The sequence below is a fragment of the Salinicola sp. DM10 genome (assembly GCF_017306975.2).
Taxonomy (GTDB): Bacteria; Pseudomonadota; Gammaproteobacteria; order Pseudomonadales; family Halomonadaceae; genus Salinicola.
Map to the genome: position 1 here is coordinate 1,441,522 of NZ_JAFLEN020000001.1, position 19,230 is coordinate 1,460,751.

The window sequence follows — 19,230 nt, forward strand, 5'->3', positions numbered from 1 at the left end:
CCGGGGGACGGCGTGGGCCTAGCCGACGTCAGGCCGCCGACTCCTGAGCCACCGCCGCGTCGCTCGAGCGCGCTTCGCTACGCGCGATGATCGCACTGCCGGTCAGGTCACCGGTGACGTTTAGCGCGGTGCAGCCCATGCCCACCAGCGCATCGATCGAGGTCAGCAGCGCCACCGTCTCGATCGGCAGGCCGACCTGGGCGAACACCGTGGCGATCATCACGATACCCGCCCCCGGCACCCCGGCGGTACCGATCGAGGTCAGGGTGCCGATCAGCACGATCTCGAGCATGCTGGTGAGATCGAGCGGGATACCCGCCACGTTGGCGGCGAACACCGCCGAGATCGCGATACGGATCGCGGCGCCGTCCATGTTGACGGTCGCCCCCAGCGGCAGGCTGAAGGCATAGAGACTGCGCGGCAGCCCCAGGCGCTGCGCCGCGTTGAGCGTCAGTGGCAGCGTACCGCTGCTGCTCTGGGTGGCGAAGGCGGTCGCCATCGGCGTACGCGCCTCGCGGAAGAAGGCCCCGAGACGCACCCCAAAACTCTTCATCAGCACGCAGTAGAGCAGCAGGTGCACGGCCAGTGCCAGGTAGAGCACCAGCACCATGCTGCCGAGGGAGAGAATCGTCCCCAACCCCTGCTTGGCCACGGTGCCGGTGACGATGGCGAAGACCCCGATCGGCACGAACTGCAGCACCCCGGCCATCACCTTCATGGTCACCGCGTTGAGCCCTTCGATCACGCCATAGAGCTTCTCCGCCAGCTCGCCCTGGGTCTTTTCATCGGCCCGGGGCTTTTCATCTGAACGACCATCGCCGTCGGCCTGGGCCGCGTCCTCGAGGGCCGCGTCCTTGAAAGCCGCCCCGCGCTGGCGCAGCTTGAGCAGCGCGATCCCGAACACGAAGGCGGTGAAGATGATCCCCAGCAGATTGGGCTCCGCCAGCGCGGCGACGATATTGCTGGGCACGATCGACAGCAGCACGCTGACGATGCCGGGGTTCTCCGGAACCGCGACACTGGCACTGTCATCGAGGGTCATGCCGCTGCCCGGCGAGAGCAGCGAGGCGACGGCCAGCCCGACCACGATCGCCAGCGCCGAGGTCACCACGTAGTAGACGAACACCTTGCCGCCCATGCGCCCGAGCCGCCCAAGTTCGGCCTGATTGATCCCCACGATCAGCGTGAACAGCACGATGGGGACGATCAGGAACTTGAGCAGACGCAGCAGCAGATCGCCCAGCGGCGCCACCCAGGCGGCCAGGGTCTCGCCGCCCAGCAGGCCGGCAACCAGGCCCAGCACCAGGGCTATGGTGACACGCAGAATCAGAGAAGCATCGAGATAGGAGCGAAAGAGTGACTTCATGAGCAAGCCTTGATGGTGGAATGACGAGCGTCCCGCGAGAGGCGGAGCGCAGCGGCGCGCGACATCCAGGCCGCTGACCGAATGGATACATTATCGACGTATATTCCACCCGGCCGCCAACGCCGACCGCCAATCTAGGCAGTCAACCCTGACCGGCTTCGGGATCGCAGCCCCGGAAACGCAAAACCCGGCCAGGCGGCCGGGTCGTCAGCGAACACGCGGCGGATTCAGCCGCCGAGCTTGTCCTGGGTGCGGGTATCGAAATCGCTGGCGTCGTGACGCTCGTGGAGCTGGCTCGAGGGCTCACCGAAGGTGCGGTTGACCATCCGCCCACGCTGCACCGCAGGGCGTGCGTCGATCTCCTTGGCCCAGCGCTGCACGTGGGTATAGCTCTCGACCTGCAGGAACTCCGCCGCATCGTAGAGCCGTCCCAGGGCGAGCTGACCATACCAGGACCAGTTGGCGATATCGGCGATGGTGTACTCGTCACCGGCAAGATAGCGCGATTCGGCCAGACGCCGATCGAGCACGTCAAGCTGGCGCTTGGTCTCCATGGTGAAGCGGTCGATCGGATACTCCAGCTTCTCCGGCGCGTAGGCGTAGAAGTGGCCGAAACCGCCACCCAGATAGGGCGCGCTGCCCATCTGCCAGAACAGCCAGTTGAGAGTTTCCACCCGCGTGGCGGTGTCCTGCGGCAGGAAGGCACCGAACTTTTCCGCCAGGTGCAGCAGGATCGAACCGGACTCGAAGACCCGCAGCGGCTTGTCACCGCTGTAGTCCATCAGCGCCGGGATCTTGGAGTTAGGGTTGACCTCGACGAAGCCGCTGCCGAACTGATCGCCCTCACCGATATTGATCAGCCAGGCGTCGTACTCGGCGTCCTTGCCCAGTGCCAGCAGCTCCTCGAACATCACCCCTGCCTTGACCCCGTTGGGGGTGGCCAGCGAATAGAGCTGGAACGGGTGCTTGCCCACCGGCAGCGCTTTCTCGTGGGTGGGCCCGGCCACCGGACGGTTGATGCTGGCGAACTTGCCGCCGCTCTGTTTGGGTTCCCAGACCTTGGGGGGCGTATAGCCAGTGTCACTCATGCAACTTCTCCACTCTTGGTCGATAGCGCGCGAAGCGCCTGTGTGAAGAAAGGTAGCTGGTTAATGGCCTGCGATCGAGGGGCGGTGATCGAAGCGCCACGCCCACGGCCATCCTCGATCGCGCTTTTCAGTAGCCGACGGTGAAGCGCTGACGTATATGACGCGGGGTTTCCAGCTCGTCCACCAGGGCGATGGCATAGTCCTCGAACGAAATGCGTGAGCCCTCCGCATAGGTCAGCAGCGTATCCTGCCCCAGCCGGAAGCGGCCGGTACGCTCGCCGGGCACGAATTCGGCGGACGGCGAGAGGAAGGTCCAGTCGAGATCCGTCACCGCCTGCAGCCGCTCGAGGAATTCACCACCTCGGGCCGCCTCGGCGCGGTAGGCTTCGGGGAAGTCCGGCTGATCGATCAGCCGCTGCCCTGGCGCCACCTCCAGGCTGCCGGCACCACCGACCACCAGATAGCGCTTGACGCCGGCATCGCGAACCGCGCCGAGCAGCGTCTCGACGTCACTGGCGACAAAATGCACCGCACTGATCACTGCGTCGTGCCCAGCGAGCAGCGCCGCTAGCGCCTGGCGATCGTTGGCATCGCCGGCGACCGGCGAGACACCCTCATGCTGGGCGATCTTCTCGGGGTGGCGGGCGATCGCCGTCACCTGATGGCCGCGGGCGGCGAGTTCGGCGAGGATGCGCGATCCGGCATTACCGGAGGCACCGATCAAAGCAATCTTGGCCATGGGTTCTTCCTTCGATGAGTCGAGTAGAGGACATGGGTCTACAAACTGGACCGTGAAGCAGAATCTATGCGAGTTTTACCCCTCTCACAAGAAGTCACGCCGGCCTGACCCGGTCACACCCGACTGACCTATGACCACCGCCATGGCTGCCACTATCGAGATTCCGGTCGCCATCCCGATCACGAGGAGACACCCCATGAGCGACCGAGCGCTCCCGTCAGATACGCCTTCACCCGCCGCCTCCGAGACGCAGACGTTCGCCCAGCCCTGCCCGATCCGCGACGTGCTCGACCGGATCGGCGATCAGTGGAGCCTGCTGGTGCTCGAGTGCCTGGCCCCCGGCACCCGCCGATTCAATGCGCTGCTGCGAGAGATCGGCGATATCTCCAAGCAGATGCTCTCGCGTACGCTCAAGCAGCTCGAGCAGGATGGCCTGGTGACGCGAACGGTGTACCCGGAGGTACCTCCTCGGGTCGAATACACCCTAACCGATCTCGGCCGCTCGCTGCTGACGCCGGTCGCCGCCCTGGTCGCCTGGGCCGAACAGCACCAGCCTGAAGTGAACGCAGCGCGCGAGCGCTACCAGCGAGCTATCGAGCGCTGAGCGCCGGACAATACGCAGTCATTGGCCGGCGCCCGGGAGAGGGGGGCTAAGGCGACGTCTCCCCGAGGCAGTGCTCGGGTACCGGGTCCGGCACCAGAGTGTCACTCATGCAGACCCAGGTCATGCCGTCGAGTTCGTCCTGTTCGTCGAAGCGCGGATAGGGGTTCAAGGTCAGGCTCTGGCCCGCCAGCCATCCCCCGACGAAGGTGTACTCGAGCTCACCTTCGCTGCCGAGTTCGAGCGTGGCCGGCACGGCGGTATCGCTGTGGCGGCTGGCGATCCCCACCTGCTCGAGCGTCGAGGGCCACTCCATTTCACGCAGCGTGAACGCGGTGAGCGCTTCCCGATCCGGGTCGGTCTGTTCGATGAAGCGCGTCAACTGCTCCTTGGCCTGATACTGCTGAAACGCCTGCACGCCGACCACCGCCGCGACGGCGATGATCACCACGAACACCAGCGCACCGGCGCCACCGAGCCCGGGTACCCGCGGGCAGAACGCCGCGAAACACCAGGCCAGCGGGTGGCGGCGCGGCTGCGAAGGCGTCTCGCCACGGGCAAGCTGGAGAATCGCATGGGCCCGTTTGGCGGTCCAGGGGTAGTCGCCGATCAACTCGTTCAGCGAGGCCCAGAACCCCTTGACGTCGTGGCGCTGCGCCGCGAACACCTCGAGATCGAGACTCGCATGCCGAGAGCCCCCCGCCGCCAGCGCCGACATGGCGGCAAAGGCCGCGTCCGGGTCCGGGCAACAGGCCAGCCCGTGTCGGTCGCAGGTGTACTCGCACGCGCGGCGGTAGGCAGCGCCCAGCAGCGGCAACCAGGCCGCGATCGCGACCACGAGCCCTTTACTCAGATGCCCGCGCCGGATATGCCCCAGCTCGTGGCCGATATAGAAGCGCAGCGCTTCCGGACGATCTTCCAGCGCATCGACCACCGAGGAGTAAAGCACCACATAGTGGCGACGCAGGAAGCGGGTGGCGAGCGCGTTGAACAGCCCATCGGCATGCAGCAGATAGGCCTCCGGCGGCCGCTCTATGCCCACGATCCGGCAGCAGTCTTCGATATCCGCCGCCAGCGCCGGAAACTGCTGCGCGCTAATGCGAACCCCATTGCCACGGATCGTGGAGATGAACGCAGACTGCACGAAGAGAGCACCCACCCAGATGAACAGCAGATAGACCAACACCAAGCCCAGCGACGCGACAAAGAGCAACGCCCATAGCGTGACGGCAATCACCATGAGCACAGCGAAGCGTCGCCGCTCCCCCGGATAAATCAGAGAAAATTGCATTACTGTTCCCTTGCTTTCGTATTTTTCTTGATCGGCAGTGCCGGCCGTAGGGCAACGCCAGGTTGGATATCAGGCCCAAGTCGGCCATGGCGCAACAGCACTCACGCGCATGCGGCATATCGCGCCGCGCAGAATCGTATCCCGAGTTTTGGGCAAGCTCCATGTCTAAATGATGACGCGGAGGCGAGCGCGACGAACGATGACATCGAAGCGTCAGTGAGTCGCCGAAAGGCGTGCGCCTCATTCGCCGAGCGCCTCGCGCCGGTTGGGCGGGACGAGCCCATGGCGGCGCATGCGCCGGTAGAGCGTCGGCCGCGACACGCCCAACTGGCGCGCCACCTGGCTGACGTTCCAGCCTGCCTGGGCCAGAGCACGCGCCAGTGACTCGGCCTCGGCCGGCGCGTCGTCGCTGTCATGCTTCAACTGGGGCGTCGTGGGTGTCGCCGATGTCGGGGAGAAGTGTGGCGCTGCGCCCCGATCAGCGCGGCAGCCCTCGGGCAGGTCATGCACGGTGATCGCTTCCCCCTCGCGGGTGGCGAGGGCGAATGCCAAGGCACTCTTGAGCTGGCGCACATTGCCCGGCCAGGGGGCGTCGAGCAGCGCGTTCATGGCGTCGCCACGCAGAGGTGCCGAAACGCCCTGCTCGGCGGCCAGCGCGGCCAGCAGACGCTGGATCAGATAGCGACGGTCGGCGCGCTCGCGCAGGGGCGGCAACACCAGCTCGGCGCCGTTGAGACGATAGTAGAGATCCTCGCGGAAGTGGCCCTCGGCGATCAGCGCGGCGAGGTCGCGATGGGTAGCGGTGACCACGCGCAGCGCCACCTTGACCGGCCGCTCGGCCCCCAGCGGCATCACTTCCTGCTCGGCCAGCACTCGCAGGAGACGGCTCTGCAGCGCCAGCGGCATGTCACCGATCTCGTCGAGGAACAGCGTGCCGCCGTCGGCCTGCGGGATCAGACCGCGCATGCCCTTGGGGTTGCCGCCGGTAAAGGCCCCGGGCAGATAGCCGAACAGCTCGCTCTCGATCAGCGACTCGGGTATCGCCGCGCAGTTGACCGCGACAAAGGGGCCTCCGGCACGGTCGCCGCTGGCGTGCAGCGCGCGCGCCAGCTCCTCCTTGCCGGTGCCGGTCTCGCCTCGGATCAGCACATTGAGCGGCTGCCGGCAGAGCCGTCGGGACAGGCCCAGCAGCCGCTGCATCGCCGGATCGTCCCCCGCCAAGCGATCCAGCGCCGGCGTCGAGGTGGGCGCCACCGGACCGTGGGACGCGGTGGCGACGTCACTCGCCATGTCCGTCGCAATGTCCCTCGCAATGTCCGTCGCGATGCCACTTGCCATGTCTCTCGTGGTGCCGGTCGCCGCCGCGTCACGCTGCCGCGCACGCCCACCACGCGGTTCGACCAGCGCAGCGAAGCGGATATCGCCGCTGGCACGCAGGCGCAGGTCGCGCAGCTGGTCCGGCTCGCAGCGTGGCAGCGCCAGCAGATCGTCGAGTTCGGCCTCGAACAGCTGGGTCACCCAGATCGGTGCCGGCGGCGTGCGCCGGGCGTGGGCGTCGATCAGCGCCCGGCCCTCGCCGTTGGCGGCGAGCACCCGCCCCTGTGGGTCGAAGGCGAGCAGCCCGCGGCCATTGAAATGGACGAAGGCACGGGTGGTATCGAAGCGCAGGATGGTGGTATCGCGGTAGCGATGCAGGAAGTAGGCGTCCTCGATCATCCGCGCGTAGAGCGTGACCAGCGGCAGCGCAAAGCTCTGGCTCTCCAGGCCACGCGGTGACTGCAGCGCCGAGATATCGAGCACCGCGATAGGCCGCCCCTGGGGGTCATGAATCGGCGCCGCGGTACAGGTGAGCGCGATGTGAGTCGCGTCGAAGTGCTCACGCTGATGGCAGGTCAGGGCGCGCGACTCATGAATGCAGGTGCCTACGGCGCAGGTGCCGGCATGGCGCTCGTCCCAGTCGGCGCCGAGATAGAGCCCGGCGCGACGCAGCGCGGCATCCTGCGCTGGATGACCGCGGAAGTCGACGGTGACTCCGTGCCGATCGGTCAGCAGCAGGACATAGCCCATCGGCGCGACCTGGGCGAAGAGCTGGTCGACCCCGGCCCGGGCCACATACAGGAGCTCATCGACCGGCTCGCGCGAGTCGACCAGCGCCTCCTGGGTCAGCACGCGTACCGGCTGCGGGCGGCTGGGGTCGAGCCGGTAATCATCGACGCAGCGCCGCCAGGAGCGCTGGATGATCTCGCGCCCTGCCAACGCCTCGCGCCCCTCACCCAGACGCGCCACCGCCGCAATGTGCTGACGCTGCGCTTGTTCGAACCTGCCCGCCTTGGTCAAGCCGAGTTCCATACCGACGCCTCCTGCCGATGGCCTGCTGCCAGCCCGCGCCTGTGCGCCAAGCCGGCGCGCGACGGCCAGTCCGGTCTCCAGACTACGCTCTCGCGGCTGGCTGACGCCCTTGTCCGTTGGTCGCAGCGGCACTGCCCGACGTGACAGCTGTCACAGGCGACGTTACAGCTATGACGCCCCGGCGTTACACCCGCACCATCGGCGCGCTCGTGCCGCGCCCTCGACCTGACCGCCCTTCCCGCAAAATGCCTTTTTATCAGCCACTTGAATCATAAGACCAAAGCACTAGCACGGTCTGGCACGCGCGCTGCAAAGCGTTGAGCCGAGCGCCCTGTGCGCCACATCCCATAGCAATAACAGGAGCAGACCATGCCCGCATCCACCCCGACCCAGCAGGCCGCACAGTGGCTGGCGGATTTCGACGCCGCCCTGCGCGCCGGGGATATTCCGCGCGCCACCACGCTGTTTCGCGCCGACGGCTACTGGCGCGACCTGGTCGCCTTCACCTGGAATCTGAAGACCCTGGAGGGCCGCGCCGAGATCGCCGCGATGCTCGAGGCCACCCTGGCGCGTATCGCCCCCAGCCAGTGGCAGCTCGACGGCGAAGCCAGCGAGAGCGACGGTGTGATCGAAGCCTGGTTCACCTTTGCCACCGGGGTCGCCACTGGCAAGGGGCTGCTGCGCCTCAAGGAGGGCCAGTGCTGGACCCTGCTGACCACGATGCAGGCGCTCCAGGACTACCCCGAGCCGCGTGGCCGCAACCGCCCCAAGGGTGCCGAGCACGGTGCCAACAAGACGCGCGAGACCTGGCGCGAGGCGCGCGAGCGCGAAACCGCCGAGCTGGGTATCACCCGCCAGCCCTACTGTCTGATCATCGGCGGCGGCCAGGGTGGCATCGGCCTCGCCGCGCGTCTGCGCCAGATGAACGTGCCGACCCTGGTGGTCGACAAGCACGAACGCCCCGGAGATGCCTGGCGCAAGCGCTACAAGTCGCTGTGCCTGCACGACCCGGTGTGGTACGACCACCTGCCCTATCTGCCCTTCCCGGACAACTGGCCGGTGTTCGCGCCCAAGGACAAGATCGGCGACTGGCTGGAGATGTACACAAGGGTGATGGAGCTCAACTACTGGTCCAGTACCGAGTGCGAGAGCGCCAGCTTCGACGAAGCCAGCGGTGAATGGACAGTGAAGGTAGTGCGCGACGGTGAGCCGTTGACGCTCAGGCCCAAGCAGTTGGTGCTCGCCACCGGCATGTCCGGCGTCCCCAACGTGCCGCACTTTCCCGGGGCCGAGGACTTCGCCGGCGAGCAGCACCACTCCAGCCAGCACCCGGGGCCGGATGCCTACCGCGGCAAAAAGGTCGTCGTGGTGGGTGCCAACAACTCGGCCCACGACATCTGCGCCGCGCTGTGGGAGAACGATGCCGACGTCACCATGGTGCAGCGCTCCTCGACCCATATCGTCAAATCCGACTCGCTGATGCAGCACGCCCTCGGCCCGCTCTACTCCGAGGAGGCACTGGCCAACGGCATCACCACCGACAAGGCGGACCTGATCTTCGCCTCGATCCCCTACCGGCTGCTGCCAGACTTCCAGCGCCCCGCCTTCGACGCCATCCGCGAGCAGGACGCCGACTTCTACCGGCGTCTCGAACGCGCGGGCTTTCTGCTCGACTTCGGCGCCGACGATTCGGGCCTGTTTCTCAAGTACCTGCGCCGCGGTTCCGGCTACTACATCGACGTCGGCGCCAGCGAACTGGTCGCCAGCGGCGAGATCAAGCTCTGCAGCGGGGTCGACGTGGCCCGGATCAACCGCCACTCGGTGAGCCTGAGCGACGGCCGCGAGCTGCCCGCCGATCTGATCGTCTACGCCACCGGCTACGGCTCGATGAACGGCTGGGCGGCCAAGATCATCTCGCAGGAGGTCGCCGACAAGGTCGGCAAGTGCTGGGGAATGGGCTCGGACACCCCCAAGGACCCCGGCCCCTGGGAGGGCGAGCTGCGCAACATGTGGAAGCCGACCCAGCAGCCGGCGCTGTGGTTCCACGGCGGCAACCTGCACCAGTCACGCCACTACTCGCACTATCTCGCGCTGCAGTTGAAGGCCCGCCTCGAAGGTATCGAGACACCGGTCTACGGATTGCAGCCGGTCCATCACCTGGCGTGATCGCCAAACCACAGCAGCAGGAGAGACGTCATGAGTGAACAGCACATGAAGGCGGCCCGCTGGTACCAGGCGCGCGATATTCGCGTCGAGCAGATCGAGGTTCCGATCCTGGACGACCCGCACCAGGTCAAGGTGAAGGTCGCCGCCTGTGGCATCTGCGGCAGCGACCTGCACGAGTACGCCGCCGGGCCGATCTTCATTCCGGTGGATGCGCCACACCCGTTGAGTCACGACCAGGCGCCCATCGTCATGGGTCACGAATTCGCCGGAGAGGTGGTCGAGGTGGGCAGCGCGGTGACCCGGGTGGCGGTGGGCGACCGGGTGGCGATCGAGCCGATTCTCTCGCCCCACCGCGACGGCGCCTATCTGATGGAGCGCTACAACTTGAGCCCGCAGCTGGGCTTCCACGGGCTCTCCGGCGGTGGCGGCGGCTTCGCCGAGTACACCGTGGTCGGCGAGCACATGGTGCATCGGCTACCCGATGGGCTCTCCTTCGAGCAGGGCGCGCTGGTCGAGCCCGCCGCGGTCGGCCTGCACGCGGTACGTCAGAGTTCACTCAAGGCGGGCGACAGCGCGGTGGTGTTCGGCGCCGGGCCGATCGGGCTGATGGTGATCGAATCGCTCAAGGCTGCCGGCGCGGCGTCGATTCACGCAGTCGAAGTCTCCGCCGCGCGCAAGCAGCGCGCCAGCGACTTGGGCGCGGTCGTGCACGATCCCACGGAAGGCGACATCGTCGAGCGGCTCATGGCGGCCAGTAACGGCGGCTTCGACATCGCCTTCGAGGTCACCGGCCTGCCAGCAGTGCTCAACCAGGCGATCGCCAGCACCCACGCCGGTGGCGAGACGGTGATCGTCAGCATCTGGGAGTCGGAGGCGGCGATCCATCCCAACCAACTGGTGATCCAGGAGCGCACGCTCAAGGGCATCATCGCCTATCGCCATATCTACCCCGCAGTGATCGCGCTGATGCAGCAGGGCTACTACCGCGCCGAGGATCTGGTGACCGCGCGCATCGCCCTGGATGACGTGGTCAGCCAGGGGTTCGAGGCGCTACTCGCCGACAAGGCGCAGGTGAAGATCCTGGTAGACCCCAGCGCCTGAGCCGAGGCACCGACGGGCGTGGCTTTGGCGTGTGGAGCGAGGCCACGCTCGCCCATCCTCAGCATTCGCCGCTGCTACGCTTCTCTCGCCGTTAGCGTGGGCACATTCCGCCCACTGGGCGCTCCGCGCATCGCTCTTGGCCACACTCCGAGATACGCCTACCGCCCTGTCTGCGCATCAGTCGCGACCTTCGCGAATGACGCGCGAAGCTGGACCGGTTCAAGTGTTCAGAAATCCAGCCGATAGCAGTCAAAAAAACAAACAAATACTCATAAAAACGATAAGCACGCCTCTCCCTACCGCCATATCCAAAAGCTGAAAAACAATAGGGAATCTCTCTCATGAGGCAAGTCGTGCAATACCTTTCGGTGAAGGGCAAATTCCTGCTGGTGCTCGCACTCCCCATCCTGGCGATGCTCTATTTCGCCGTCGACGGCGCGATCGATCGCCAACGGGTCGCAACGGGCATGGACCGGCTCCATACCTTCACCTCGCTAGCCCAGCAGGCGGGCAATCTGGTACACGAGCTGCAGCGCGAACGCGGGATGACCGCTGGTTTCCTCGGCAGCCAGGGGGAAAGTTTCGGCAAGCGTTTGCAAACACAGCGCAGCGCGTCCGATCAGCAAGTCACTCGCCTACTCGACACGCTGACCACGATCGACCGCCAGCAGCTCAGTCAGGCAGCAGACGACAGCCTCACCAAGGCGGAGAAGGATCTCGGCGAACTCTCGGCCATGCGCCAACGCGTGGATACCCTGAAGGTCCCGCTCGCCCAGGCCCTGTCTTACTACACCGGGGTCGACAATGCGCTGATAAGGCTGGCCGGCCAGCTCGCCCACCAGACCAGCAATGCCGATATCGCCAGACGCCTGACCGCCTACCATGAACTGCTGAAAGCCAAGGACCTGGCGGGGATCGAACGCGCCCTGCTGACCAATACCTTCGCCGCCGACCGGATGGCGGACGCCACCTACCGCCGCTTCCTGCGCCTGCTGGGCACCGAAGCCGCATCCCTGGACAGCTTCCAGGTGCTGGCCCGCCCGGCACTCGTCGAACGCTACCGTCAGGCGCTTTCCGGCCCCGAGATCGAGCGCCTCGACAAGTTGCGCCAGCTCGTCATCGATCGCGCCAGCCAGGGTGGCTTCGGCGTCGACCCGCAGCAGTGGTTCGACTGGCAGACCGTCAAGCTCGACCGCCTGAAGCAGGTCGAGGACGCCGCGGCATCCGGTATTCTCGAGCAGGCCGATCACTTACGCGCCGCGGCACGCATCGCCCTGTGGGTTTACATCGCCGTGGCCCTGGGCGTTCTGCTGCTCACCCTGACGCTGGCGCTGCTCGTCGTGCGCAGTATCCTCGGGCCGCTGACGCGTAACCTGCAGGCCATCAACGCCCGCGGCGGCGACCTGACCCAGCGTCTCGAGGCAAGCGGCAGCGACGAACTGGCTAGCCTTTATCGGGCGTTCAATCGCACCACCGAGGAAACGCAAACCCTGGTCGCCGGGATTCGCGGCAATGCCCGCTCCATCGATCGGGCCAGCGATGAGATCGCCCAGGGCAATCAGGACCTGGCCCAACGCACCGAAGAGCAGTCGGCATCGCTGGTGGAGACCGCCTCGAGCATGGAACAGATCACCTCGACAGTGCACAACACCGCCCAGCATGCCGCCGAGGCGCGAACCCTGGCCACCCAGGTCGCCGAACAGGCCGTCCAGGCCCAGGGCATCGCCAATCAGGCGCGCGACGCCATGCAGGCCATCCACAGTGCCAACCAGACCGTTACCACCATCGTCGGCGCCATCGACGACATCGCCTTCCAGACCAACCTGCTGGCCTTGAACGCTTCGGTCGAAGCCGCCCGCGCCGGCGAGCACGGCAAGGGTTTCGCCGTGGTCGCCAGCGAAGTACGCCAACTCGCCAGCCGCAGTGCCGGCGAGGCCCAGCGGATCCGCGAGCAGATCGCCCATAACGTCGCCACCATCGACAGCGGCAACGATCTGGTCTCGACGACCCACGACACCCTCACCGAGATCGTCGCGCGCATCGATCAGGTGTCGTCGCTGGTGACGGATATCTCGCATGCCGCCACGGAGCAGTCCGGCGGTATCGAGCAGATCAACCAGGCCATGGCGCAGCTCGACGAGGTCACCCAGCACAACGCCGCTCTAGTCGAACAGGTCGCCGCCGCCAGCCGCTCGCTGAACGAACAGGCCAGCGACATGGTGGTCAGGGTCGAGCATTTCAGCCTCGGCGACGATGGGCAGCCGATGCCCACCGCGCTACCCGAGACGCGCGCCGAGCGCCCCCGCCGCAAGGCACTCGCGCAAGCCGCCATCGCGTGATTCTGATAACCTCATAAGAGAATAGTGATAACGGACTAGTGATAACGGAATAGTGATAAGAGACTCGACCCAGCGGCCGGCTCAGTCGGTCGCCGCCCCGGACACAGTGACGTGTCCGGGTTCGTGAATGCCAGGTCGCGAACGACAAGGAGTGCCGTACCATCGTCATCCCCGTATCGGGCCGGCCGGCCTCGACTATCCATCCCGCCCACGTAAACCGACACGTGCCACGGCGCGGGCCACCGCAAGAGCTCCGTCCATGAGCGACAAACGGCTGTTCCGGTCGCTCAGGGTCTACAACTACCGCCTGTGGGCCGCCGGCGCACTGATCTCCAACACCGGTACCTGGATGCAGCGCGTCGCCCAGGACTGGCTGGTGCTCACCGTGCTGACCCAGCACAACGCCAGCGCCGTGGGGATCACCATGGCGCTGCAGTTCGGCCCCCAGCTACTGCTGCTGCCCCTCACCGGTTACGCCGCCGACCGCTGCAACCGGCGCCGCCTGATTCTGCTCACTCAGGCGCTGCTCGGCCTGCTCGCGCTGGGGCTCGGTGTGGTCACCCTCACCGGCGTGGTCACACTGTGGCAGGTCTACGCCTTCGCCCTGGGGCTGGGCTGCGTCAGCGCCTTCGATGCCCCGGCGCGCCAGACCTTCGTCAACGATCTGGTCGGCGAGAAGTACCTCTCCAACGCGGTGGCGCTCAACGCCACCTCGTTCAACGCCGCACGCATGGTGGGCCCAGCGGTGGCCGGCTTGCTGATTGCAGCGATCGGCACCGGCTGGGTGTTCATCGTCAACGCCATCTCGTTTGCCGTGGTGCTGGGGTCGCTATGCTTGCTGCGCGTGGGCGAGCTCTACCCGACCCCGTGTCCACCGCGCCAGGCCGGCGGCCTGACCGAGGGGTTTCGCTACGTGTGGCGGCGCCGGGACCTGATGGCGATCCTGCTGATGCTGTTCTTGATCGGCACCTTCGGCTTCAACTTCCCGATCTATATCTCGACCATGTCGGTCAGCGTCTTCCACGGCGATGCCGGCCAGTACGGTCTCTTGACCTCCTGCCTGGCGGTCGGCTCGGTGGTGGGCGCGCTGCTCGCCGCCCGGCGCGAGCGCCCGCGGATACGCCTGCTGTGCATCGCCACCCTGAGCTTCGGCTTCTTCTGTGGCGTGGCGGCGTTCGCCCCCAACGTCTATCTGTTCGCCGCGGCGTTGACGCTCATCGGCCTCTCCGCGCTGACCTTCATGACCGCGGCCACCGCGCTGATGCAGCTCGCCACCGAACCGATGATGCGCGGGCGCATCATGGCACTGCGGATAGCGGTGACCATGGGCGGCACGCCGGTCGGCGCACCCATCGTCGGCGCCATTGCCGATCACGCCGGCCCGCGCTGGGCCCTCGGGGTGGGCGCCGTGTCAGGGCTCGTCGCCGCGGCGATCGGCGCACGCCTGATGCTCGAAACGCACCGCCGTCGCCAGCGTCAGCCCACCCAAGAGACGACCTGAATCGCGCTCAAACCATGCCGCCGTTGACGCGCAGGATCTGGCCATGCACCCAGCGCCCCTGGGGCCCGGCGAGGAAGGCCACGACATCGGCGATCTCCTCTGGCTCACCCAGGCGCTCGAACGGCGACAGCGCGGCGATATTGGCGACCTGCTCGTCGCTCTTGCCGGCAAAAAACATCTCGGTGGCCACCGGCCCCGGGGCCACGGCATTGACGCTGATCCCGCGCCCGCGCAGCTCGTTGGCGAGCACCCGCACCAGCCCTTCGACGCCGGCCTTGCTGGCGATATAGGCGCCATAGCCGGGGAACGACTTGCCCAGCACCGATGACGAGAAGGCGATGATGCGCCCGCCTTCGCTGAGGCTCTCGGCGGCTCTGGCCATCACCAGCCAGCTGCCACGCAGATTGGTCGCCAGGGTACGGTCGAGAATCGCCAGGTTGTCGCTGGTCACCTGCCCCATCTCCAGCACACCAGCGCTATTGACCACCACGTCGAGACGACCGAACGCTTCATGGGTGGCCGCGAACAGCTGCTCCACCGCCACCGGGTCGGCGATATCGGCCTGTACCGCCAGCGCCCGGCCGCCCGCGGCTTCTATTTCTGCGACGGTCTCCTCGGCGCGCCGAGTATTACCGGCATAGTTGACCACCACGGCGAAGCCCTCGGCCGCCAGCTTCAGCGATACGGCTTGGCCGATGCCGCGGGAACCGCCGGTGACGATGGCCACCCGTTGATCGGTATGTGGGGTATTGGCATGACTCATGATCTGGCTCCTTGGATAGCGATATCAGGGACGTATGTCCGACAGGGGTATTGCCTGTGACACCAGTATCGAGATTCATCCGCAGGAAATAATCACCGCTATACTGGCAACACCATTCAATCTGACATAACAATTGCCATGGACCGCTTCGACGCCCTGACGCTGTTCACCCGTATCGTCGAGACCGGCAGCTTCACCCGCGCCGCCAACGGCCTCGGCATCCCACGCGCCACCGCGACCCTGGCCATCCAGCAGCTCGAAGCGCGTCTGGGTGCCCGTCTGCTGGCGCGCACCACGCGTCAGGTGCACCCCACCCCGGAGGGCGCGGCCTTCTACGAACGCTGCGTACAGCTGCTCGCCGAACTCGAAGAGGCGGAGGCGGCGCTGGGCCCGGTCGCCGCAAGCCCGGCCGGCACCCTGCGCGTCGAGATGCACGGCGTGCACGCGCGGCACATCGTACTGCCCCATATCCAGGCGTTTCGCGCACGATATCCCAAGCTAGATGTGGTGCTGACCAGCGGCGACCGCCGCGTCGATCTGGTGGGTGAAGGCATCGACTGCGCCCTACGCGCCGGCGAACCGGCGGACTCCAGCCTGATCGGCCGCCGGCTCGCCGAGCTGCCCCAAGCGATCTGCGCCAGCCCCGCCTATCTGGACCGAGCCGGCCGGCCCCACCACCCGGATGAACTGCGTGATCATCAGGTGGTGCGTTTCTTCTCCGGCAGCAACGCCGCGGACGACACCCTCGATCTGCGCATCGACGGGCGAATACGAGGATTCGCCGCCGGCGGCTGGCTCACCGTCAACGACGCCGGCAGCTACGTGGAAGCCGCCCGCCAGGGCTGCGGGCTGATCCAGCTACCGCGCTTTCATATCGAGAAGCAGCTGGCCCAGGGTGTGCTCGAAGAGGTACTGAGCGAGTGGGAGAAGCCGCGCCTGACGCTGTGGGCGGTCTACCCGCAGCGGCGCCAGCTCGCCGCTCGGGTGCGGGTGTTCGTCGACTGGGTGAGCGAGCTCTACGCTGCGCGCTTTCCCGCCTGAGCGCCCGGCGGCGCCCATCTCTCACGCATGCGCCATCGGTGGCGTCAGACGCGGCAAGCGTGTTTCCAATAGACGCGCCACCGCCATCACCCGATCATCACGATAGCGTGGCCCCACAAGTTGGAGCCCCACCGGCAGGCCCCGATCATCGAGCCCACAGGGCATGGATGCTGCCGGCTGCTGGGTCAGGTTGAAGGGGTAGCTGAACGGGGTCCAATCCACCCAGTCGACGTAATCGCTTCCCGGTGGCACCTCGTGTCCGGCGGCGAAAGGGGCCAGCGGCAGCGTGGGCGTGACCAGCAGTCAGTGTCGCCGCCAAGCGCCAGGAGACACGCTCACCGGCAGACGCCCTCACCTCAGCCTCACCTCAGGCTAGGCCACACGCCCATAAACCACGCCGACCCGAAGTCAATCATGGGGCGGCGTGATGCACAGCTTGTCGCCCCAAAATCGCCACTTCTGGTACGGCCGGATGAATCGGCACGCGGACTCATGAGCGAGCCAAAGGCAACGCCTCAATATGCTGCCGGATGATCGCCGCCAGCCGGGTGACGGCAAGCGTGGGGGCGGATTCGGCACAGTAGAGCGAGAGTCCCAGATGCGGCAGCGCCGGCAACCCGGCCGCCGATGCCTCCAGCACACGCACGCTCGGGGGCAAGCACAGTGGTGTACGCAGGCCGATGCCCAGCCCCGCGGCGATGGCGGCCCAAGTGGCGGCGAGACTGGCGCTGCTGAACGCAATGCGCCAGGAAATTCCCGCCCTGTCCAGGGCATCGAGGGCTGCCTGGCGCAGCAGACATGGCCCCTCCAACACCACCAGCGGCAGCGGCGCCGCAAGCGGCATCGGCCCGTCAGCGGAAGACGGGCCGATCCAGGTCATGGGGACGCGGGTGAGCATCTCACCATCGAGCAACTCGCCCTCTCCCTGCCAGGCCAGTGCCAGATCCAAACGGCCCCGGGTAATGTCATCCTTCATCTGCCCGTTGCTGGCGACGCGCACCGCGATCTGCAGGTTCGGATGCGCGCGAGAAAAACGCGCCAGTACCCCCGGCAACAGACGCTCGCCGAAATCCTCCTGCAACCCCAGACGGATACGCCCTACGAGCGTCTCACCACAGATCGCCGCCGCAGCCTCGTCGTTGAGTTCCAGCAGTCGCCGCGCGTAGCTCAACATGAGCTCGCCCTGTTCGGTGAGCATCAGGCCACGCCCCGCTTTCTTCACCAGGGGCGTGCCCGTCTGTTCCTCGAGGCGTTTCAGCTGAGCACTCACGGCAGAGGTCGAGCGGTTCAGGCGCTCGGCAGCCTTGGTGAAGCTACCCAACTCAGCCCCCAAGACGAAGCTGCGCAATACGTCAGGATCAAAGGCAATTCGGCGCACACAAAAGTCCCGAAATCATGGACATTCAATCCTATTAATTTCGATGTTAAGGATCATGGTCAAGCGTTAACGTCGAGGGCATCGACATTCGCTCTTCGGGAGATCGTTATGCCACTCGTCCGTATTTCATTGCGTCATGGAAAAGACGCCGCGTATCTGCAAGCCATTCGTGACGGCGTCTACGCGGCGCTTCGCGAAGCCTTCGGAGTGCCGGAAAGTGATCGCTTCATTCTGGTTCACCAACACGATGAAGACGCCTTCGACTGTAGCCCCGACTATTTAGACATCGTGCGAAGCCAGGACCTGGTGATCATACAGATCACCTGCAGCAACACCCGCAATTCGGCTCAAAAGCAGGCGCTCTATCGGCAACTGACGCAAAACCTCAGCGCTTCCCCCGGACTCAGGCCGGAGGACGTCTTCATCAATCTGCTCGAAACAGACCGCCACAACTGGTCTTTCGGTAACGGCGGCATGCAGTACGCTTAGGTAAGACCGCGTTCGGTCCCGTTAACCGGCCTCGCCCCGCGTCTGCGCCAGACACGCTTCGAGCTCTTCCAGAAAGCTCTCCAGCACCAGGTTGGGCGGGCGCCCCTTGCGGGTGATGGCATAGTAGCGAGTTGAATATTCGTAGCGGGTGGAATATTCGTAGCGTGTAGCGTGCTCGGAAGTGTCCGGAACGAGGCGCCGCATGCGCCCGTGATCGCTCCAACGCTGGGCGTAGTGGGTGGGCAGAAAGCCGATATAGCTGCCGGTGAGCACCAGAAAGGCGACCCCCTCGCGATCAGTGGCCGAGGCCATCGGCTTGAGCGCTTCGTGCACGCGCTTGATCTCGGGCGTCTGGGCGTAGGAGGGCACGACCGCGTCGTGGCCGGCGATCTGATCCACGCTCGGCGCCTCGCATGCGAACAACGGATGCCGGTCGCTGCAGTAGAGCGCCGACTGCTCCTCGTACAGCGCCAGGTAGTCGAGCCCCGGCACGCGCTTGAGTTCCGGCACCACGCCCGCGTGCAGGCTGCCGCCGAGCACCGCCATCTCGATATCGTTGGGCGGGGCCATGCGGATATTGATGTGCACGTTGTCGCCGCGCGCCTTGAGGGCACGCAGCGCCTCGGTCACCTGCATGTCGGGCAGCGTGACCAGATTGTCGGTGATGCCGATGTTGAGCTCGCCGGTCAGGCGCGAGTGCAGGCCGTTGACCCGGGTACGGAAGTCTTCCACCGCGGCCAGCAGTTGCACCGTGGCCTCGTAGACGTCGTGCCCTTCGCTGGTCAGCCGGAAGCCACTGCGTCCGCGCTGGCACAGGCGCATCGACAGCCGTGTCTCCAGGTCGCTCATCGCCATGCTGATCGCCGCGCGGCTGATGTTGAGCTCGACCTCCGCCGACGAGAAGCCGCCGCACTCCACCACCTTGCGAAAGATCCGCAGCAGGCGCAGGTCGACGTCGCCCAGTTGCCCCATCAGCGTGATTCTGCGCTGGCTCATGCCCCGCTCCTCTCCTTTGTTC

Annotated in this window: 16 protein-coding genes; 7 read left to right on the plus strand and 9 right to left on the minus strand. The window is 66.2% G+C overall.

Features of this window, described 5'->3' with window-relative positions; all coding sequences use genetic code 11:
• Window positions 1–28 precede the first annotated feature (28 nt).
• The 3 genes from J0A90_RS06430 to J0A90_RS06440 form a co-directional block, all read right to left on the minus strand.
• The gene (locus J0A90_RS06430; protein WP_207032582.1) at window positions 29–1,366 is read right to left on the minus strand and encodes a dicarboxylate/amino acid:cation symporter; all 1,338 of its coding nucleotides are present in this window, start codon (window positions 1,364–1,366) and stop codon (window positions 29–31) included.
• A gap of 227 nt (window positions 1,367–1,593) precedes the next feature.
• A complete protein-coding gene (gene yghU, locus J0A90_RS06435) occupies window positions 1,594–2,454 on the minus strand; it encodes a glutathione-dependent disulfide-bond oxidoreductase (RefSeq protein ID WP_207032591.1) in 861 nt (286 codons plus the stop codon).
• A gap of 127 nt (window positions 2,455–2,581) precedes the next feature.
• A complete protein-coding gene (locus tag J0A90_RS06440) occupies window positions 2,582–3,193 on the minus strand; it encodes an NAD(P)-dependent oxidoreductase (protein WP_207032593.1) in 612 nt (203 codons plus the stop codon).
• 196 nt (window positions 3,194–3,389) lie between these two features.
• On the opposite strand from J0A90_RS06440, the gene J0A90_RS06445 reads away from it, so the two are divergent.
• Window positions 3,390–3,797 (plus strand): helix-turn-helix domain-containing protein, encoded by a 408-nt coding sequence (locus J0A90_RS06445; RefSeq protein ID WP_207032595.1) that lies wholly within the window; start codon window positions 3,390–3,392, stop codon window positions 3,795–3,797.
• Between the two features lie 46 nt (window positions 3,798–3,843).
• Here J0A90_RS06445 and J0A90_RS06450 read toward each other — a convergent pair whose 3' ends face one another.
• Together J0A90_RS06450 and J0A90_RS06455 are read right to left on the minus strand one after the other, a co-directional pair.
• Window positions 3,844–5,085, minus strand: coding sequence for a M48 family metallopeptidase (locus J0A90_RS06450; protein ID WP_207032605.1), 1,242 nt, complete (start codon window positions 5,083–5,085; stop codon window positions 3,844–3,846).
• 240 nt (window positions 5,086–5,325) lie between these two features.
• The gene (locus J0A90_RS06455; RefSeq protein ID WP_207032607.1) at window positions 5,326–7,434 is read right to left on the minus strand and encodes a sigma-54-dependent Fis family transcriptional regulator; all 2,109 of its coding nucleotides are present in this window, start codon (window positions 7,432–7,434) and stop codon (window positions 5,326–5,328) included.
• A 369-nt stretch (window positions 7,435–7,803) separates the two neighbouring features.
• On the opposite strand from J0A90_RS06455, the gene J0A90_RS06460 reads away from it, so the two are divergent.
• From J0A90_RS06460 to J0A90_RS06475, 4 genes are all read left to right on the plus strand, one after another.
• Window positions 7,804–9,600, plus strand: coding sequence for an NAD(P)/FAD-dependent oxidoreductase (locus tag J0A90_RS06460; protein WP_207032617.1), 1,797 nt, complete (start codon window positions 7,804–7,806; stop codon window positions 9,598–9,600).
• A gap of 30 nt (window positions 9,601–9,630) precedes the next feature.
• On the plus strand, window positions 9,631–10,701 hold the full coding sequence (locus J0A90_RS06465; protein WP_304618002.1) for a 2,3-butanediol dehydrogenase: 1,071 nt from the start codon (window positions 9,631–9,633) through the stop codon (window positions 10,699–10,701).
• A gap of 341 nt (window positions 10,702–11,042) precedes the next feature.
• Entirely contained in the window at window positions 11,043–13,040 is a 1,998-nt protein-coding gene (locus J0A90_RS06470) for a methyl-accepting chemotaxis protein (protein WP_233076554.1), read from the plus strand.
• 259 nt (window positions 13,041–13,299) lie between these two features.
• A complete protein-coding gene (locus J0A90_RS06475; RefSeq protein WP_207032619.1) occupies window positions 13,300–14,541 on the plus strand; it encodes an MFS transporter in 1,242 nt (413 codons plus the stop codon).
• Between the two features lie 7 nt (window positions 14,542–14,548).
• Here the strand turns inward: J0A90_RS06475 and J0A90_RS06480 are convergent, their stop codons facing one another.
• A complete protein-coding gene (locus J0A90_RS06480) occupies window positions 14,549–15,304 on the minus strand; it encodes an SDR family oxidoreductase (RefSeq protein WP_207032621.1) in 756 nt (251 codons plus the stop codon).
• Between the two features lie 138 nt (window positions 15,305–15,442).
• On the opposite strand from J0A90_RS06480, the gene J0A90_RS06485 reads away from it, so the two are divergent.
• The gene (locus J0A90_RS06485; RefSeq protein WP_207032623.1) at window positions 15,443–16,345 is read left to right on the plus strand and encodes a LysR family transcriptional regulator; all 903 of its coding nucleotides are present in this window, start codon (window positions 15,443–15,445) and stop codon (window positions 16,343–16,345) included.
• Window positions 16,346–16,366: 21 nt separating this feature from the next.
• Here the strand turns inward: J0A90_RS06485 and J0A90_RS06490 are convergent, their stop codons facing one another.
• Window positions 16,367–16,648: an amidase family protein gene (locus J0A90_RS06490; protein WP_353057330.1), complete on the minus strand. Its 282-nt coding sequence runs from the start codon at window positions 16,646–16,648 to the stop codon at window positions 16,367–16,369.
• A gap of 187 nt (window positions 16,649–16,835) precedes the next feature.
• Window positions 16,836–17,723, minus strand: coding sequence for a LysR substrate-binding domain-containing protein (locus J0A90_RS06495; RefSeq protein WP_207032633.1), 888 nt, complete (start codon window positions 17,721–17,723; stop codon window positions 16,836–16,838).
• Window positions 17,724–17,831: 108 nt separating this feature from the next.
• Between J0A90_RS06495 and J0A90_RS06500 the strand changes: the two genes are divergently transcribed.
• Window positions 17,832–18,212 carry a tautomerase family protein gene (locus J0A90_RS06500; protein ID WP_207032643.1) on the plus strand — a complete coding sequence of 127 codons (381 nt, stop codon included), beginning with the start codon at window positions 17,832–17,834 and terminating at the stop codon, window positions 18,210–18,212.
• Window positions 18,213–18,233: 21 nt separating this feature from the next.
• On the opposite strand, the gene J0A90_RS06505 is transcribed toward J0A90_RS06500, so the two are convergent.
• Window positions 18,234–19,208, minus strand: a complete 975-nt coding sequence (locus J0A90_RS06505; protein WP_207032645.1) for a LysR family transcriptional regulator — start codon at window positions 19,206–19,208, stop codon at window positions 18,234–18,236.
• Window positions 19,209–19,230 lie beyond the last annotated feature (22 nt).

What these genes read in the sequence shown, in the direction of transcription:
- J0A90_RS06430 (WP_207032582.1), bottom strand. Translation starts at nt 1,366, where the DNA reads ATGAAGTCACTCTTTCGCTCCTATCTCGATGCTTCTCTGATTCTGCGT.
- yghU (WP_207032591.1), bottom strand. Translation starts at nt 2,454, where the DNA reads ATGAGTGACACTGGCTATACGCCCCCCAAGGTCTGGGAACCCAAACAG.
- J0A90_RS06440 (WP_207032593.1), bottom strand. Translation starts at nt 3,193, where the DNA reads ATGGCCAAGATTGCTTTGATCGGTGCCTCCGGTAATGCCGGATCGCGC.
- J0A90_RS06445 (WP_207032595.1), top strand. Translation starts at nt 3,390, where the DNA reads ATGAGCGACCGAGCGCTCCCGTCAGATACGCCTTCACCCGCCGCCTCC.
- J0A90_RS06450 (WP_207032605.1), bottom strand. Translation starts at nt 5,085, where the DNA reads ATGCAATTTTCTCTGATTTATCCGGGGGAGCGGCGACGCTTCGCTGTG.
- J0A90_RS06455 (WP_207032607.1), bottom strand. Translation starts at nt 7,434, where the DNA reads ATGGAACTCGGCTTGACCAAGGCGGGCAGGTTCGAACAAGCGCAGCGT.
- J0A90_RS06460 (WP_207032617.1), top strand. Translation starts at nt 7,804, where the DNA reads ATGCCCGCATCCACCCCGACCCAGCAGGCCGCACAGTGGCTGGCGGAT.
- J0A90_RS06465 (WP_304618002.1), top strand. Translation starts at nt 9,631, where the DNA reads ATGAGTGAACAGCACATGAAGGCGGCCCGCTGGTACCAGGCGCGCGAT.
- J0A90_RS06470 (WP_233076554.1), top strand. Translation starts at nt 11,043, where the DNA reads ATGAGGCAAGTCGTGCAATACCTTTCGGTGAAGGGCAAATTCCTGCTG.
- J0A90_RS06475 (WP_207032619.1), top strand. Translation starts at nt 13,300, where the DNA reads ATGAGCGACAAACGGCTGTTCCGGTCGCTCAGGGTCTACAACTACCGC.
- J0A90_RS06480 (WP_207032621.1), bottom strand. Translation starts at nt 15,304, where the DNA reads ATGAGTCATGCCAATACCCCACATACCGATCAACGGGTGGCCATCGTC.
- J0A90_RS06485 (WP_207032623.1), top strand. Translation starts at nt 15,443, where the DNA reads ATGGACCGCTTCGACGCCCTGACGCTGTTCACCCGTATCGTCGAGACC.
- J0A90_RS06500 (WP_207032643.1), top strand. Translation starts at nt 17,832, where the DNA reads ATGCCACTCGTCCGTATTTCATTGCGTCATGGAAAAGACGCCGCGTAT.
- J0A90_RS06505 (WP_207032645.1), bottom strand. Translation starts at nt 19,208, where the DNA reads ATGAGCCAGCGCAGAATCACGCTGATGGGGCAACTGGGCGACGTCGAC.